A 17929-nucleotide genomic window follows, 5' to 3' on the forward strand; every position below is an offset into this window, starting at 1 on the left:
GGTTTTTTTGCCGTTGCTGACCACCGAGGGATACCACTACATTAGGAAAATGTAGGAGCAGCATTTAATGGAAATCATCGATCGATAGCGCCCCAAATAACCATTCGTTTTCTATATATTTGGGTATTGTAAAGCCTTTATACAAAATAACTTAAAATCAAATCGCATACTAAACTATAAATATAGCTTTTACATTTGATACACAGAAGATAGTTCTCTCATTTTGACAACACCACTCCAAGGTTCAAAAGTAATTTTACGAGCAAAAGAACCAAATAAGTGGGATGCAACAATGGGAATTTCCACTTCTTTTAAGTAGTTAACGGCATATTCAGCATTTATTTTTCCAATATCCGACATGTGGGTTATCATTTTTGCTCCACCAAAAAGTTTCGCCTGCAAATGATGTAAATGAGCCCCCTTTTCCAATAGTGCTTCTATTAAGTAAAACATAGCAAAATTACCATAACGCCCCATTAGCATTCGTACTGGAGACTGGCTAGCATTTACTGAATAAACATTTATTTGCTTTTTTGTTTCTGGTAGCATGAAATGATTCATTCCACCTACTTTAGCAATGGGATCCCACAAACAGGTTGCAACACAAGAGCCTATAATTGTTACAATTTCTTCTTGCTGGCTCGTACCATACACTTCACCAGGTAGTAGTTTAACCACTTCCACTTCATTCGTCGTTTCCTGGCCAGGCAACTTATTGGTACAGTTTGCCGTTGATTGATCAACAACCATATGTTACACCTAACTGGAAAAACATACCCCTTGGGGCTATTTCTTTGAAACTCTATTATTCCTAAGTATTAGATAGAATTTTCGAAAAATCTATCTAAGCTATCATTTTATCGTCCACTGATACCATACCCGAGATAAAATTATGCTGCTGATAACAAGAAAGATTAGTGACAGAGCGATAGTTAATTTTTGTAATACGATAGACATCTGCTACGCCATCAACAATCAATCCACTGTATACACTATCCGAGAAACCAGCTATTTGCTGTTTAATAATAATAACGACTGTTGTATTACTATATTCAGATTTCTGTAACCCCATTCGAGTTCGCATATCAACAACAGGAATTACCTCCCCTCTTAAGTCAATCACGCCGTGAACAAAGGTAGGTAAGTTAGGCAATTCACGTAAAGGTGTCCACCCTCTAATTTCCTGAACTTTTAAAATATCAATACCAAATTCATTGCCATCAAGAATAAATGATAAAAATTCTCGATCAACTGCTTCATTACTATCCAAATAACCCGACGACAACCCTTGGTCATTTTGTATAGACTTGCTTTGAGTTAAATTACTCATCAGGCTTTTGCTTCCTGTAACTACATCCACTTATAGCCAAAGCGGATGTTTTTTAGATGAATGTCTTACAACTGTGAAGCTAGCAATAACAGCACTAATTGAAGTAAACAGTGCTAGCTGGATCGTTGATCAATAAGTTCCAGTAACACTTTTATGTAAATTAAAGTAGCTACCGTAAGTCTTTATGTATAAGACGTGCCTCTATGAGTTTATCTATTTATAAATAATAGGGGCGAAGGTAGTTAACCCTAGCATATTCCTCTAATGAGTGGTATCCATACTATCACTTATAAACTGAATTTCCTCTTCTTTGGTGGTCAGCGACAACAACATAATACCCTAGAAATCATTCGAGATAGGTATAGATGGTTTAAAATCAAACAACATTTCAACGGCTAATACTGTTGCTGTTTTTTTCTTAATGTTAATTATACCGCTAATTTTATCAGCAGCGATTACTCCTTTCACTGGCAAAGCACTGCTTAAGGCACTTTCAGATATATTAACAACATCAGATACAGCATCAACTACAACACCCATCGTACGATTGACTCCCCCTTGTTTCACACTCAATACAATGACCACTGTCGTTGCTATACATTCTCCGTTACCCACATTAAAACGTAACCTAAGGTCCATAACAGGAATAATCATACCTCTTATATTTATCACCCCTTTAATATATACAGGTGCATTAGGTATCAAAGTAGGCTGCTCCCACCCTCTTATTTCTTGTACACTCAAAATATCAACCGCATATAACTCATCAGCTAAAATGAAAGTTAAGAATTGTTGTGTATTGCTATCCGTTGCCAACAGCTCATCATATTCCATTACAGCTTCATTCATGAATTATACCTATTAATTAGTTTGACATAATCAAGCTGCACATGGCTTAAAACAATGGTCATCAGTTACTAATCTTACTAACCCAGAAACATCTAAAATTAGTGCAACCGTTCCATCACCTAAAATTGTAGCTCCAGAAATTCCAGTTACTTTATCATAATTAGCTTCAAGACTTTTAATAACAACCTGCTGCTGAGCTAAAAGGTCATCAACTAATAAACCAATTTTATTTCCATCTACTTCTACCACTACCAGTAGCGCATTGGTTAAATCAGTGTTAGCTGCTGTTAGGTTCAATAATTGGTACAGTCTGATAACAGGGATATTTTCCTGACGCAACCGGTATACTTCAAGAGCACCAGATACCTGCTGAATCGCACCAGGTATCATTAGTAATGATTCCACTATAGAATTCAACGGAATAACATAAGTTTCACTCCCCACTTTCACTAATTGCCCATCTAAAATAGCGAGGGTTAGTGGCAGCGCAATTTGAAAACGACTAAACAACCCCTGCTCGGATTCAACCGTAATATTTCCCCCCAAACTATAGATATTTTTTCTAACGACATCCATTCCAACCCCACGACCAGAAACATCTGTTACTGCTTTTTCAGTAGAAAAACCAGGCTCAAAAATCAGCTCAAAGATTTGGCTATCTGAAAAGTGTTCAGACGATTTAATTAGCCCCTTTGTTTCTGCTTTAGTTAAAATCGCTTGTCTATTTAAACCAGCACCATCATCGTAAACCTCTATTATAATATTGCCACCACGATGGCATTCAGATAGCTTAATAGTACCTGTTTCAAACTTATTGTTTTGCATTCGTTGAGTTATTGCTTCAATACCATGATCCAAAGAGTTCCTAACCAAGTGAACTAATGGATCTGCCAGCTGTTCCATAACATTTTTATCTAACTCAGTACCTTCACCTTCAATTTTTAAGTCAACTTTTTTACCTAACTGATTTGCTAAATCATGAACTATTCGAGGGAAGCGATTAAAAATAAAACTAATAGGTACCATTCGAATCCGCATTACACTTTCTTGCAGTTCCTTGGTATTTTGTAACAATTGGGTAAAGCCTGATTGTAGTCGCTCAATACAATCAAGGTTACCCTGAGAAAATAGGATGCCTAACTCATACAACATTGACTGAGTAATCACCAACTCTCCCACCAAATTAAATAAATTATCAATTTTCTCAACATTAACCCGGATTGATTGATTACTTGTATTAATAGTAAAGCTTTGCTCTTTTTTAACAGGGGTTAACTGTTGTACTTGACTAGATTGTCTAGTTAATTGCTCAGTAGGATCCAATAATGTATCTCGTTCATCACTCTGTTTGTTCTCTTTACTATTTATCGATCTATCTTCATTATTTATTAATGGCGAAATTGTTAACTGGCAATCATCAGCTATCCATTCAAAAACCTCAAGAATATCTGATTTTGTTATCATTCCCCTTATCTGAATATGCCATGACAAATAACAGTCTTCGGGCTCAAAGAAAGCCCAATTGGGTAACTGTTTGATATTAGTATTCACTGTTAGTTCAGCTAATTCAGACAGCTCTCTAATAAAACGAATAGGATCATTGCCTGTCAAAAAAATATTCTGGCTAGGAATAAAAATAATTTCCCAGTTATTAATTAATTGTTCATCTTCACTCTTACCACCCGTTTGCAGAGTGTGATTTGCCCCATTGCTTTCGAACTGCTGCGTATGCTCAGCAAAGTTATGATAGTTATCAGCTTGTACTTCAGCACTGCCTAGATTTTTACTATTCACAATTGCTCGTAAAGAAGCTATAACAGCTTGTTGATTTACTAAAGGCTCTTGATTTCCTCCTTTTCTCATGTCAATTATTTTACGAACAGCATCAACTGCAGCTAACATTGGAGAAATATCTGACTGTAAAAGACACTTACTCCCATCCCGAATAAAATCTAGGATAAACTCTAACTCATGGGTTATCCCTGCAATATCAATGAGATTAAAGGTGGCGGCTCCACCTTTAATCGAGTGCGCAGCCCTAAAAATATGATTAACTGTTTATTCATCTGCAGTGGCATTACCCAGTGCTAATAACCCTTGCTCAAGAATGTCTAAATTTTCAGTACATTCATCAAAAAAAACCTGCTGAAACTGCTCAACATTTATTGTCATAAAATACCAACTTTATATTTACTTTACCTAGCTTGGATATTTCATCACACTACAGAAAAGAACCATTCAGTCTATTTAAACTAATTTAATACTTTTTTAATCGTTTTAATTAAAGTAGTCGGTTCAAAAGGCTTCACAATCCATCCAGTGGCTCCCGCTTGCTTACCTTCATTTTTTTTGATGCCCCCGCTTCAGTCGTTAAAATTAAGATAGGAGTGAACTTATATTTTGGCATTTTACGTAACTCTGATACCAACTGAATGCCGTTCATATTAGGCATATTGACATCAGAAAGAATAATATCATAAGAGCCTTGTTTCGCAGTATTTAACGCTTCCTGACCATCACAACATGCTTTTACATCGTAGCCAGCTTCCTTTAAGGTAAGTGTCACCATTTGTCGCATTGATATAGAATCATCTGCTGTTAATATTTTAACCATAATAGTACCTTATTACTTAAAACCAGCTGCCACTATTTAAACCAGCTGTTGACTACGTCAGGTAAAAATAACCTTATGCACAGAAGTACTCTCAGCACTCATTCTCTAAAATAACTGTAACAATGTCATTAAACTTCTCTAAATTCCATCATCTCAAATAGATTCAAGTTAATCCCTAAAAGACTTAATATAGCTAGAAATCTATAATGTGGCATAGGTTGGATAGCTCAATACTCAGTGATAGCCAGCTTTTTGATGAGAATATCTATGTCACTTTATGATTTTCAAGCTATAGTTCCAATAACTATAGGTGAGGCATTAATGATATGAAACGTTTTGCTTTGCTTAAGAAACTCTTGTTGACAAACAAGTAATAACTGTAAGCCAGCAGTGTCTATTGATTGAACCTGACTACAATCTATCCCCAGAGAATTTCTTTGCTGAATATGTTCTGTTAGTTCTCTATAAAGCTGTTCTATCTGCTTAATATCAACAGACTCTGGTAGCTTTACAGTGTGAGAATCTGCATCCATGCACCAACCTTTATTAGTAATAATAACAACTCTATAATATGTATTATACAACTTTTATAGCATAAAATTTTCTTCTTTGTACCTAAACATTCAACCTACTATAAAGTCGGATGAAATGAATACCATTAGTGTGTGAGAAAAAGCTATAAACACTATAAATACAGTATTCTTGAATCACTATTATTACCCAGAAGTATCCTTTGCTACCGACTTTTTAGTAATAGCCTTATACTAGTTAGCTATTAATATTTTTTAACAATAAAGTATGAAGCAAACTAATTATTTGAGAAAATAATATTGCTAACTATAATTACATTCATCTAAAACTTAGTGTCAATAAAATTGCGAATAAATGTCCAAGCTGATACAAAAGTGCATACTTTATATCGAGTTGTTATGTAACTTCGAAAATAAGGGTTCAGCAATAATTTTGTCAGACATAAAAATGCCCCATGCTATGTGGGGCATTTTGGCTAATCAGTAATAAAATTTTATTTATCAGGGGGCATTAATTGTTAGTACAGTAGAAACATCTCCTTTAACCTTTTCTTTTATGTCTTTAACATCAAGGGTATATATTCTCTCTTTATTAATATTACCTTGCCGAACTATATACTCGCTAACCACTTTTGCTCTTCGCTTGGCCAAACTAGTTAATGAATTATTTTTTACCTTTACAGTGCCTGTATATAAACGTGTCAGAAACTCAATTGTCATTGAGTCATTAGTAATAATTCCCTCTTTATCTAGCTGGGCCATTAACCACCTTTTTTTCTGCTTGTCAGATATACTCTCAATTTCACCCAAATCTTTTTTAATATTGTCTAATATAGTCTGCTGAGCCAAACCAGGCTTGTCTTGCTCAGTATCAAACTGTCCCTCAACCTCCAGAATCAAATTTGGCCTCTTATTGAGCAGCTTTATTATCGCCACTAACTTCTCTTGTTCAGTCTTAGGTAACTCATAACTGCCTGGTTTGAACTTAATCAAATTAACATCTGTTCCAGAAAAATCGACTAGGCCTCCCAATAAATTAAATGGTGATGCAGCGATACTTTTAAATATTTTCAAAACAGCATCCACGACTAGTTGACCATATTTAACATCTGGCTTGCTAAAGTCACCTTTAACAGGTACATCAAGTGCTATTTTCCCTTTACTGTCTTCTAACAATGCCAATGCTAGTTTAACCGGTGCATCAACAGCTTCTTTACTAGCTGTTTTATTACCTAATTTAAGCTTATTTAAAGTGACTTTATTATCAGATTGCAGGCTAAAATCCTTAACATTATAGTAAAGTGTTGCTCCTAGTTTTCCTCTTTTAATTGGATAACCTAAATACTTAGCTGCATAGCTACTAAATATGGGTAAAGACATATTGTTTGCTGCAAATTTTATTGATGCTAGTTTTCTGGGGTTGAGTGGTATTAGTTCACCTTCTATTTTTAAGTCAGAATCAGCAATCAAGGCACTAAGCTGTAAATTAGACTTTTTCTCTTCACTTGATAACTGTTTTATTTTTCCAAAAATTTTACTCAAATTAAGTTCTGCTACAGGTGTTACCGTTTCATCACGAAAATCTAAATCACCCTCTTTAATCTCAATTGCCCCAATAAACCATTCCCAGGGCTTTGTATCATTCTGCTGTGAGGTTGTTTGATTGCTATTAGTTTTTGCTTGGGCTTTATTAGCCTGCGGCAATAAGGGACTGAAATTCCACTGTTGCTCTGGTTCTCTTTGTAAAAATACTTTAGGTGAGTTCAAAGCAATAGCAGTAATGTTGAGCTTATTTGGTAACAAGGAAATACCTTGTAAGCTCAGCTGTTTACCTTGCCCTATCAACTTGTTGGTCTTCGTTTCCTTTAATAACCAATTATCCCATTGAAAATCACCAGCCATCTGATACGGCTCTGTTTCATTATCTGGTTGCCATTTAGCTTTTACTTTTGTTTTAATGGCTCCCTGCAATTCAGCAGCTAAAAAAGGTTGCCAATATCTCTGATAAGGATCTACTAAAAACTCATCCAGTTCAGCTTCAGTTTCCAACTGCAAAGGATTTAAGTGAATATCACTTGATAACTTAAATTTCCCCCCTGCTGCCAGCTGTCCTTTAGCATTTATCTGTAAAGGTTGTTTTTTTTGATTATTCCACGCCTTTGCTGATACCTCAGCTAATGTTAGCTGATGATTAGCTTCTGGCTGAATACTCAAGTCATTTAAGCTCAGCTGACTATTTGTGATAGCACCCTGATGCCAACTAATTTGCCAAAGCTTTGTAGTACTTTCTTTCGTCGTATCTTTCAATGTATTATTTTTTGGCTGTGTTTCTTCCTTAGTTTGAAAGGCAGTCACCCAGTTTAGCTGCCTCTGTTGGTCAAGTTTTCCTCGCCAAACTATATTTTCTATCTGCCATTTGCCTAAATTCAACTGATTAGCAGGCCACTTAAAGCTACCATCATTAAGCGTAAAGTTATCAACCGTCAATTTAGCCTGTTCTTTTTTAGCTAATTTTAAGTCTAGTTTATCTAAACCAATTACAATTTTTTCTAATGATACTGCCAAATTTTTCTGTTGTTTTTTCACTTCAATTTCAGTTTTAAACTCACGTAGCTCTCCTTGCTTTAAGTTGACCGGTAACGTTAGGGGTAATAATTGCAGAATAGCCGGGATATTAATTTGCTGAATTGCAGCCTCCCCTTTAACCAACAATGGAATTAAGGCAGTTTCGCCTTGCCATGAAAGCAAGCCATCACTTGCTGCAGCTAAATCCAATTTGGTTTTAAAGGACTGTGAAAAGTCGCTGGTTAAATTTTCTAATAAAAAATTAATGTCATTCAACTGATAATTAACCGGCGCATCATTTTGGTAAGCACCGTAGTAAATATGACCATCTTTTATGAAAGCTTCCTGAATAGCGAAGTCTATTGTTTTTTGGTCCGTCGTTTCGGCATCTTTATTGTCAGGTAATGTTAATGATTCAAAATTCCAGACATTTTGTTTATCACGTTGCAGCCACAAAGCTGGCTCAATAACAGCTATTTGTTCGATAACAATACGACGATTGAGTAATTGTCGCATACTGATATCAGCACGTAACTCATGCCATTTAAAAAAAGGAGACTGCTGCTGTTTAATGATGCCTTTCTCAATAGTGACTGTACCTGTAATAGGGTTTAACCAAATGTTCGAAGCCGAATACTTCACCCCAAACTGCTCACCAATAGTCGGTAATAGCCAAATATTCAATGCCCAGGGAATGATAAGGCATATCAACAGCAATAAAATGGCTATTGTCACTAGAGTCCCACGAAAAATACTACGCGTTTTAGATATCATTAATCACCCTGCCTCGTTATTACCAGCCTGCTTATACTACCCTGGACTGCTTTCTACTGACTATGCGGGGATGTCAAAAAGGTGATTAATTGAGCCTTTTGAAGTGTCAAATCTCAATTCATTGCTGTGATGAATAGCACGAGTTACCCATGACTTTGCTGAACGAATGGCATCTAACTGGTCTGGCACTTTGCTTAAATAAACGACAAGTGCCGCTGCCAGGCTACAACCAGCGCCTACTACTGGCATGTGATCTTGCTTAGCTGCTAACTCCACACAACTCTCAGTAGTAGCATAACAGTCGATAACAAACTCATCTGACCAGTTTCCCCCGGTAATAAGTAATTGTCCATTACCCTGTTTCAGTAGCTGTAACGCTAATTGTTGCATTTCAGGGAAATCACTAGGGTACTTTTGATCAGTCAACCAAGCAGCCTCCTCACAGTTCAAGCAAGTAATGTCTGCTTTTTTCATTAAGTTAAATACAATACTTTTTACTGTTTCTGCGGGCAGCCCATGCTTATTGTTCAATAGTGCAAACCCAGGTGAAAATACCCACTTCAACTGTTGTTGCTCAGATAATAACGTTATTATCCTCTGTGTCAGAGTTTCATTTCCTAGCCAGCCAACTTTACAACAGCTGATGGGGGTCGTTGCTAAAACAGCTTCCAGCTGACCAGTTACAATATCATTACTGAGCTCTGTATATAGATCCGTTCCATGGGCAGTAATTGCAGTAACGACAGAGGTACTATAGGCCCCCAGTGCAGTGAATGTTTTTACATCCGCCTGAATCCCAAACCAGCCCACCGAATCTGAAAGTGAAATCGTCAAAACATTAGTAATCATAGCCAACCCTAAAAGTCACTCGCGGAGGGTATATAAAGTTAAACATAGGAGGGTCGCCATCAGTCTGCTAGCTCAGTTTGCAATATAGCGGTTCTTTGTTAACAAGATCTCATCACTCACTTTTAAGCCCTTCACTTTCTCTATAGATGTTTATACTTACTAATAAGCTTTTCGTGAACTCGAGGGATTGACGAACAAAGGAAGGGCTTATGAAACGTTTATATTACCTTACCGAAAACATTGATAGTGCTGACCTTATTTCTGCTGACTTACACAAAGAAGGGGTAAGTGACTGGCGCTTTCATATCATGACCAAAGACGAAGCTGGCTTATATCACCACCACTTGCATGGCGCCACGCCATTTCAGCGTTATGACATTATCCATCGTGGCGAGCAAGGTGCTCTGATAGGTATTACTTTAGGGCTGATTGCCAACCTAATATTACTGTTGACCAGCGTGGTTGACAGCCTAAACCTCCTTACTATGCTTCTGTTAACAACCGTTTTTGCCTTGTTTGGTGCGTGGACAGGAGGCCTGGTTGGGCTGGCTCATGACCACTATAAAATAGAGCGCTTTAAACCAGAGTTAGAAAAAGGCAAATATTTAGTTATGGTTGATGTAAAAAAAGCTGAAGAAGAAACTGTGCGATTTGTTATGAGTCGCTATCACCCTGAAGCAACCTTATTGGCAGAAGATTCACCTTTTTCAAACCCTTTTGTCAACCGAGTTGCTGCTAAAGCTTCTCAATAGTGCTACAAAGCACGCCTTGCAAATAACGACTCAGTGGCCTGCTATAATTGGTTACTTTATTTAAGCCTGTCTAACTGGCGGGCCACCTGATTAGTTCTTCAACTTTCAATCCCACTAGCTTCCAACCAAATAGCAGCTGTTAATATTTTCGGTATTTAAAGCCATATTGGTTATTTAATGCAGTTATTTACACTACAAGTGTTGATCAAGGCAACTTTGTGGTGAAAACTAGCCCTAATAAATAATAGTGAGCTATTTGATCTTTTGATGGAAAAAAACACATACCATCACGGTAATTTACGATCAGCAGTGTTAGCTGCTGCATTAACACGCCTGACCTCAGAAGGCCCTGAAAAGCTCAGTCTAAGGGGACTTGCCCGAGATGTAGGGGTTTCAGCAACAGCTCTTTACCGTCATTTCAGTGATAAAGATGCTTTACTGGTTACTTTAGCCAAAGAAGGCTTTGACTGTTTATCTCAAGCCATTGCCACTGCTCAACAACAAGCGGTAAACCCAGCAGAATCATTATTAGCTGCAGGACGAGCTTATGTTCAATTTGCCCTGACTCATCCACAACAATATCGCCTGATGTTTGGCCGCTATTTTTGTGGAGAAGATGCGAACCCACCCGAGGATTTGGATAGTGCTGCCAATCAAGCTTACCAGGTACTTGCTAACATTATTGAGCAAGGCATTGAGTCTAGACAGTTTACAGCAAAGCTTGCCAAGGTTCATGCGGTGGCCGCTTGGTCAATGGTACATGGGTTAGCATCATTGTTGATTGATGGGCTTCTGGTTAACTCTCCTAGTAAAGCGATTAACCTTTCCCCTGAAGAGCTTGGCCCTTACATTGAGCAAGCAACTGAAACCTTTTTAAACGGCATAATAGCCAAAGGCTGATTCCTTTGTAGTCGCTTGACTGCGCTAAAGGCTGTTCTAGGCTTATTAATAGAAGTATTGAAACGAATAAGTTTGTGTTAAAAAGTCGTTATCAACATTTAGACAAAGTAGAACATCAAATTGGTGATGTTGGGCTGTGGGTAATTACTTTCGGGGCAATCTGTTTGTCCCTCTTTCTGCTACTAATGTAGTAGATTTCAGCCCTTGCTTCGGCAAGGGCTGATGACTAGTGGCCTACCACAGTTATCAAACCAGCATTTTAGTCAATGACTAAAGAGCCTTTCACATTGTCCGTGCTACTGTATAGCTGCTTTTCCATATCATTAAATTGTTTAGTTACGGCTTCTTCGGGTTCTTTTGTCAACAACGAAGTCACTACAACAGCAATAGTAGCTAAGATAAAGCCTGGAACAATTTCGTACAGCTCAAATATACCACCCCCTAACTGCTTCCAAACCACAACGGTGACACCACCAACAACAATACCCGCCAAGGCACCTTGCCAGTTCATCCGTCGCCAGAATAAAGCCAGTATTAAAGTTGGTCCAAATGCAGCGCCAAATCCAGCCCAAGCATAAGATACTAAATCAAGTACGCTGTTGTTTTTATCCATCGCTAATGTCAACGCAATAATGGCAATGACAATAACCGCTACTCGACCAACAGTAACCACTTGCTTTTGAGTAGCTTCTTTATTAAATAACGTTTTGTAAAAATCCTCAGCCAGGGCAGAAGAAGATACTAACAACTGTGAGTCAGCCGTACTCATAATAGCAGCCAAAATCGCTGCTAATAAAATACCAGCGACAACAGGATGGAATACGGCTCCAACCAGGTGCATGAATATTTTTTCACTATCAGCTAATTGAACTCCAGTAGCATCTAAATAGTTAATTCCAGCCAAGCCAACAAGCGTTGCACCAACTAAAGAAAGGAATGTCCAGCTGACAGCAATTCGACGAGCAGTCGGTAATTCCTGGTTTGAGCGGATCGCTTTGAACCGAGCCAAAATATGTGGCTGACCAAAATAACCTAATCCCCAAGCAGCCAGATTAACAATAGCAATTAAGCTTAATGCTTCCCCTTTATTATTGTTAAAGTAAGTCAATAACTCCGGATTTTTCTCTCTAATAGCCTCAATAGAAGCATTAAAACCACCAGCATCTTGCATAACGACCAATGGCACAATTACTAGAGCAGCTGCCATTAACAAACCTTGTACTAAGTCTGTCCAAGATACTGCTAAGAAACCACCAAACAGGGTGTAAGAAATAATACAAACTGTACCAATAACTACCGCTAGCTGATAATTCAAACCAAAGACTTCTTCAAATAATTTACCACCAGCCACTAAACCTGAACTGGTGTAAAACAAGAAAAATAGCAAAATAAAGAAAGCAGAAACGGTTTGAATTAGCTTAGTTTTATCACGGAAGCGGTTGGCAAAGAACTCAGGTAAAGTCAGTGAGTTATTGGCTACGATACTATAGGTTCTTAAGCGCCTAGCCACAATTAACCAGTTTAGCCAAGTCCCAAGTAGTAAGCCGCCAGCTAACCAGACTGACTCTAAGCCAGAGCCTAGTGCAAAACCTGGCATACCTAGTAATAACCAGCCACTCATATCTGATGCGCCGGCACTTAATGCAGCAGGCCAGGGTCCTAAGGACCGCCCACCAAGAAAGTAATCAGTTGAATTCGCAGTGCGCTGATAAGCCCAGTAGCCTATCCAAAGCATTCCCGCAAGATACACTATAAAAGTTGCTAGAATCGTAAGATTTTCTGTTGTCATTAAAATATGCCCCATTGCTAGTGGTGCCTCACGGCACTGTTGTTATTCTCCTGGTGCATCCTTGCTATCGAACAGCTTGACTCTAATTGGCGAGTAGCTCCTTGCTACACCCGAATATTTCACCAGATAGCAGAATATCTGGGGAAATATCTAGGCTAAGAGATAAATTAAACGCTCACTAGGAGCACATTGTACCTTTGCTATATCAGCCTGTCACAATGTGCTACCAGCCCTCCTTTAATGCTCCTTAATGGTAAAAAGTTACACAGTTTCACTGGATAAAGACAGCAAGCTCGCATTACCGCCTACAGCGGTGGTATTTATTGTGCGCACTTTCTCAGTGGCAAACCGATACAGATAGTGTGGCCCCCCTGCCTTCGGACCAGTGCCGGATAAGCCTTGCCCACCAAATGGCTGAACACCTACCACAGCACCAATTTGGTTACGGTTAACATAGACATTCCCTACATTTACCTTGTCAGCAATATAGAGGGTTAATGCTTCATTTCGCGAGTGCACTCCCAGGGTTAACCCAAAGCCTGTTTCATTGATGTTGTTAATAACCTGATCTAATTGAGAGGCCTTATAACGAACCACATGTAATATTGGTCCAAAGTTCTCTTTAGTCAGTTGATTAATACTCTCAATTTCTATTGCCGTGGGAGGTACAAAATAACCATTCACATTAGGCAAACTAACTTCAGCAATCACTTTGGCTGACTGCTTCATCTGACTAATGTGTTGTAACAACTGCTGTTGTGCCTGTTGGTCAATCACTGGGCCTAGGTCAGTTGACATTAAGCTTGGATCACCCACTTCCAGCTCTGCCATCGCACCTTTCAGTAATTCAGTGATGCGATCAGCCACATCTTCTTGGACAAACAGCACTCGTAAAGCAGAGCAACGTTGCCCAGCACTGGCAAATGCAGAGTGCACAACATCTTTCACCACCTGCTCAGGCAGTGCAGTACTGTCTACAATCATTGCATTCTGCCCACCAGTCTCAGCAATTAAAGGTACAATCGCACCTTTACGGGCAGCCAGGGTGCGATTGATTAACTGAGCAGTATCGGTTGAACCAGTAAACGCAACCCCAGCAATCACATCAGCTGCAGTCAATGGCGCACCTACCTGAGCCCCATCTCCTGGTAAGAACTGAATAACGCCTTTAGGAAAGCCTGCTTCCAGCATCAGCTGCACTGCTTTAAAAGCAATTAAACTAGTTTGCTCTGCGGGCTTGGCAATAACCGTATTCCCTGCAGCTAAAGCGGCTGCAACTTGACCAAGGAAAATCGCCAATGGGAAGTTCCAGGGGCTGATACACACAAATACCCCTCTACCAGCTAAGCTCAACTCATTGGATTCGCCGGTTGGGCCAGGCAATACTTGAGGATTTCCAAAACGCTCTTCCGCCTGCACCGCATAGTAGCGACAAAAATCGACAGCCTCCCTGACTTCATCAATTGAGTCCTGAATTGTCTTGCCCGCCTCTCGGTGGCACAACGCAATAAACTCGGCCAAATTGGTTTCCAGTAAATCAGCCAATTTTTGCAAGCATTTGGCCCTTGTCCCAACAGGCTGAGTATTCCAGGATAAAAAAGCCTCTTTAGCCACAAGCAATGCTTGCTTAACTTCCTGCTCTGTTGCCCAATATACCTCACCCACTGAGTCACTGAAACGATAAGGACAATAAACCGTTTTTTTATCTTTCGTGGTAACGACCTCACCATTAATAATGGGGCCTGCCTGCCAAGGGTGGTTCATATAAGTACGGATTTTAGAGGCTAAAGGGTGCCACTGGGATTCAATTAAAATATTGATGCCAGCTGAATTACGTCGCTCATTGCCATAGATTCTGGACGGAGTTGGTATCCGGTCATTAGCCAAACAAACATAGGATTTTAATACTTCAACCGGGTGCTTAGTCAGGTCTTCAACGGGAGTTTTAGCATCGACTAGCCGATGTACAAAGGAAGAATTAGCACCATTTTCTAATAAACGACGCACTAAGTAAGGTAATAGATCTTTATGCGCTCCTACTGGTGCATAAATTCGTACTGGCACCTGGCAATTGGCTAATACCGTCTTATATAAACCATCACCCATACCATGCAAACGCTGAAACTCATACTCCCTTCCTTTAGCCATCGCTAAAATAGATGCGACGGTATGGGCATTATGGCTAGCAAACTGAGGGTAAATATTACCTTTGGTGGCATCGCTTAATAAAAATTGAGCACAGGCCAAATACGACACATCGGTTGCTTCTTTACGGGTGAAAACTGGATAGCCTGTTGTACCAAGTTGCTGGCAAAGCTTTACTTCACTATCCCAATATGCTCCTTTAACTAAACGCAAAGGAATCATATCTCCCTGCTGAGCAGCTAACCCATTTAGCCAACACAAGACGGGTAACGCTCTTTTAGAGTATGCCTGAACCACTAAGCCAAATTGTCCCCAACCTTGAGTAGCAGGATCTCGATAAAGCTTTTCAAACAGTTGCAGAGAAATTTCCAGTCGGTCCGCTTCTTCTGCATCAATGGTAATCCCTACTTCCTGTTGCCTAGCGACTTTAATTAACTCAATAATAGTATTAAATAATTCAGTCATTACTCGCTGTTCATGACTTTTTTCATAGCGCGGATGCAATGCTGAAAGTTTTATTGAAATGGTAGGACGCAGCGTTTTCTCATTGCCATAAGTTTCACTACCAACAGCTTTAATGGCATTTAAATAGTCATTAAAATATTTGTCTGCATCACTTCTAGTTAATGCCGCTTCACCCAACATGTCGTATGAGTAGGTATACCCTAAATCGCGATTTTTGCGGCTGTTTTTCAGTGCTTCCTGAATAGTACGCCCCAGCACAAACTGCTTACCCATCACTTTCATTGCCTGGTTCATTACTTTACGAATCACAGGCTCACCTAACCGATTAACCAAACGGTTGATGACGCCAGCAGGACTACCATCTATGTTGCTATCCATTGCAGTGACTTTGCCAGTAAGTAACAGCCCCCAGGTGGATGCATTCACTAATACAGAGTCACTTTTTTTCAAGTGCCGCTGCCAATCTGCCACACTTAATTTATCTTTAATTAATGCATCCGCTGTGTCTGCATCAGGAATTCGCATTAACGCCTCAGCCAAACACATCAGCAAAATGCCTTCTTTGGTGTCCAGGCTATATTCCAGCAACAAAGCATCAACCATATGAATTGCATCATCTTGCGCTCTTACTTGCTCAATTAGCTTTCTGGCCTGCTCGGTTACTTTTTGAAGCTGCTCTGAAGATGGCTGAGCTATTTCAATAAGTTGACTTAGGTATTGTGCTTCATCAATCTCATAATGAGGTGAGATAAAAGACTTCAATTGCTGGGGGGGCAAGGTATAAAAGTCTGATTTAAAAGCATCAGCAGCATTGAACATGTGCGGTACCCAATTAGTAAAAATTGTTTAATTAGTATAAAAATTATTTTCATGCCCAACAGCCGTTCCCCAGTTAACTAGGTTTGCTCTATTACCCGTCCTACCTAACCTAAAGAGGCTCTAAAATGGACGAAAAACATGCTGAAGGGTGCCTATTATTTGTTATTGCAATTAATTGTTATTGCAATTGTGAGATGACGGGATAGTCTAGCTAGAGGGAAAGTATCGGTTCTTGCAAAAAACTAGGCTAAGCTTGCAAAAAGCTACGATTCACTTGAAATTTGGGTAATCTGTCAACAACTATTGACGTTGTTAAGAAACAATTGCGCCTTGCCGACGCAGCCTAAATGCTTTTGGTGTATAGCCAATCACTTGCTTAAAGACTCGGTTCAACGCACTTTGGTGACAAAAGCCAGTTAAGCTGGCAATTTCTACTAGAGGCAACTGAGTAGTAGCAAGCAGCCGTTCTGCCTCTTGTACCCTTAGCTTGATCACATACTGAAATGGTGTCATACCCACTTGTTGCTTGAAGACTGCATGGAAGTGGCTAGGGCTCATGTACTGGTCTTTCGCTAGCTCAAAAATACTGATTTTTCGTGACAAATTCGTTAAAACAAATTTATTGAGTCTGGAGAGATCAACTTTATTAGCTGGCAAAGCTTTGCACTCTATAACCTGACTCGCATGGTACAGTGCATGGAGAAAAGTAGCTGCTAGATGACTTGCCAGCACTTTATCTTGAGGCGCAAGCGTTAGCTGCTGAACACTGACATGAATGAGCTGTTGTAAGGGAGGCGTGAGCTTTTTATAGCCTGGGTGAGCAAACAGTTGGTCAACCACTTGAGGAGCAACCCAATGCTGGTTTGCTTGAGCCGGTACGTTCAAAACGAGAATTTGATTGTGATCATCGCCAGCAAAATCATGCGGCTGATTCGCAGGTACCAAACAGCTTAATTGTTGGCCTAACCGGTTAGCCATCCCGCCCACCTCAAATAAGGTGTCGCCATTAAGACCCACTACGAGTTGATGAAAGGGATGAAAATGATTAGCTGGTTTTTGTGGTAGCTTTTTTATAGCAACTGTCTGCATATCCCCCCCTTAATTTAAGCCTGGATTTACTGGTATGAAATCTTCACAAGAAACTAAGCTTTTACTCCAATTTACCCAATTTGGCAATGAAGTTAAGACTTTTTGACAGTTAAAAATAAAGGAATACAACCACTGAACTTAGCGACTTAATGTATTATTTTTCTAGCATTCTTAAACCAAAGCCTTCTGGCTCCAACCTGACAACTTCCATAGTACAAACGGGTGCTGGGATAGGTAAGCCTTGTACCTGAACTTTCACAATCGTGCCTAAAGGAGGGATGCTGTCTTCTTCAGCTAACAAAAATATGCCACTATCTGAAATGTCTCGGGTTTTTAGCGTTATCCCTTCATCACCGTTGCTCATTAGCTTAATTTGCAGGGTAACTTTCGTCCGCTGATGGCGTCTTTTATCTTCTGACATTGATTGGCTAAACTGTTAGCTGCATGCAATTATAATTA

Annotated in this window: 14 protein-coding genes; 2 read left to right on the forward strand and 12 right to left on the reverse strand. The window is 39.3% G+C overall.

Annotated elements, in window-relative coordinates; translation table 11 throughout:
• Positions 1–189 precede the first annotated feature (189 nt).
• The 8 genes from G4Y78_RS20790 to thiD form a co-directional block, all read right to left on the reverse strand.
• Entirely contained in the window at positions 190–750 is a 561-nt protein-coding gene (locus G4Y78_RS20790; protein ID WP_163834825.1) for a chemotaxis protein CheD, read from the reverse strand.
• 94 nt (positions 751–844) lie between these two features.
• Positions 845–1330 (reverse strand): chemotaxis protein CheW, encoded by a 486-nt coding sequence (locus tag G4Y78_RS20795; protein WP_163834826.1) that lies wholly within the window; start codon positions 1328–1330, stop codon positions 845–847.
• A gap of 339 nt (positions 1331–1669) precedes the next feature.
• Complete coding sequence (locus G4Y78_RS20800) at positions 1670–2179, reverse strand: chemotaxis protein CheW (RefSeq protein ID WP_222937548.1); 510 nt, start codon at positions 2177–2179, stop codon at positions 1670–1672.
• Positions 2180–2209: 30 nt separating this feature from the next.
• Complete coding sequence (locus G4Y78_RS20805; protein ID WP_268935104.1) at positions 2210–4225, reverse strand: chemotaxis protein CheA; 2016 nt, start codon at positions 4223–4225, stop codon at positions 2210–2212.
• A 259-nt stretch (positions 4226–4484) separates the two neighbouring features.
• Positions 4485–4793, reverse strand: a complete 309-nt coding sequence (locus tag G4Y78_RS20810) for a response regulator (RefSeq protein ID WP_329604896.1) — start codon at positions 4791–4793, stop codon at positions 4485–4487.
• Between the two features lie 284 nt (positions 4794–5077).
• On the reverse strand, positions 5078–5326 hold the full coding sequence (locus tag G4Y78_RS20815) for an STAS domain-containing protein (protein ID WP_163834827.1): 249 nt from the start codon (positions 5324–5326) through the stop codon (positions 5078–5080).
• 498 nt (positions 5327–5824) lie between these two features.
• Entirely contained in the window at positions 5825–8662 is a 2838-nt protein-coding gene (locus tag G4Y78_RS20820) for a DUF748 domain-containing protein (protein WP_163834828.1), read from the reverse strand.
• 60 nt (positions 8663–8722) lie between these two features.
• Positions 8723–9511: a bifunctional hydroxymethylpyrimidine kinase/phosphomethylpyrimidine kinase gene (thiD, locus tag G4Y78_RS20825; protein ID WP_163834829.1), complete on the reverse strand. Its 789-nt coding sequence runs from the start codon at positions 9509–9511 to the stop codon at positions 8723–8725.
• A 209-nt stretch (positions 9512–9720) separates the two neighbouring features.
• On the opposite strand from thiD, the gene G4Y78_RS20830 reads away from it, so the two are divergent.
• Both G4Y78_RS20830 and G4Y78_RS20835 read left to right on the forward strand, forming a co-directional pair.
• Positions 9721–10263 carry a hypothetical protein gene (locus G4Y78_RS20830; protein WP_163834830.1) on the forward strand — a complete coding sequence of 181 codons (543 nt, stop codon included), beginning with the start codon at positions 9721–9723 and terminating at the stop codon, positions 10261–10263.
• 267 nt (positions 10264–10530) lie between these two features.
• Positions 10531–11163 (forward strand): TetR/AcrR family transcriptional regulator, encoded by a 633-nt coding sequence (locus tag G4Y78_RS20835; RefSeq protein ID WP_163834831.1) that lies wholly within the window; start codon positions 10531–10533, stop codon positions 11161–11163.
• A gap of 259 nt (positions 11164–11422) precedes the next feature.
• On the opposite strand, the gene putP is transcribed toward G4Y78_RS20835, so the two are convergent.
• From putP to G4Y78_RS20855, 4 genes are all read right to left on the reverse strand, one after another.
• Complete coding sequence (gene putP / locus G4Y78_RS20840; RefSeq protein ID WP_163834832.1) at positions 11423–12952, reverse strand: sodium/proline symporter PutP; 1530 nt, start codon at positions 12950–12952, stop codon at positions 11423–11425.
• A gap of 261 nt (positions 12953–13213) precedes the next feature.
• Positions 13214–16381, reverse strand: a complete 3168-nt coding sequence (gene putA, locus G4Y78_RS20845; RefSeq protein ID WP_163834833.1) for a bifunctional proline dehydrogenase/L-glutamate gamma-semialdehyde dehydrogenase PutA — start codon at positions 16379–16381, stop codon at positions 13214–13216.
• Positions 16382–16693: 312 nt separating this feature from the next.
• Positions 16694–17470 (reverse strand): helix-turn-helix transcriptional regulator, encoded by a 777-nt coding sequence (locus tag G4Y78_RS20850; protein WP_163834834.1) that lies wholly within the window; start codon positions 17468–17470, stop codon positions 16694–16696.
• Positions 17471–17624: 154 nt separating this feature from the next.
• A complete protein-coding gene (locus G4Y78_RS20855; RefSeq protein WP_163834835.1) occupies positions 17625–17891 on the reverse strand; it encodes a PilZ domain-containing protein in 267 nt (88 codons plus the stop codon).
• Between the last annotated feature and the right edge of the window lie 38 nt (positions 17892–17929).

Source organism: Spartinivicinus ruber (assembly GCF_011009015.1).
Lineage (GTDB): Bacteria > Pseudomonadota > Gammaproteobacteria > Pseudomonadales > Zooshikellaceae > Spartinivicinus > Spartinivicinus ruber.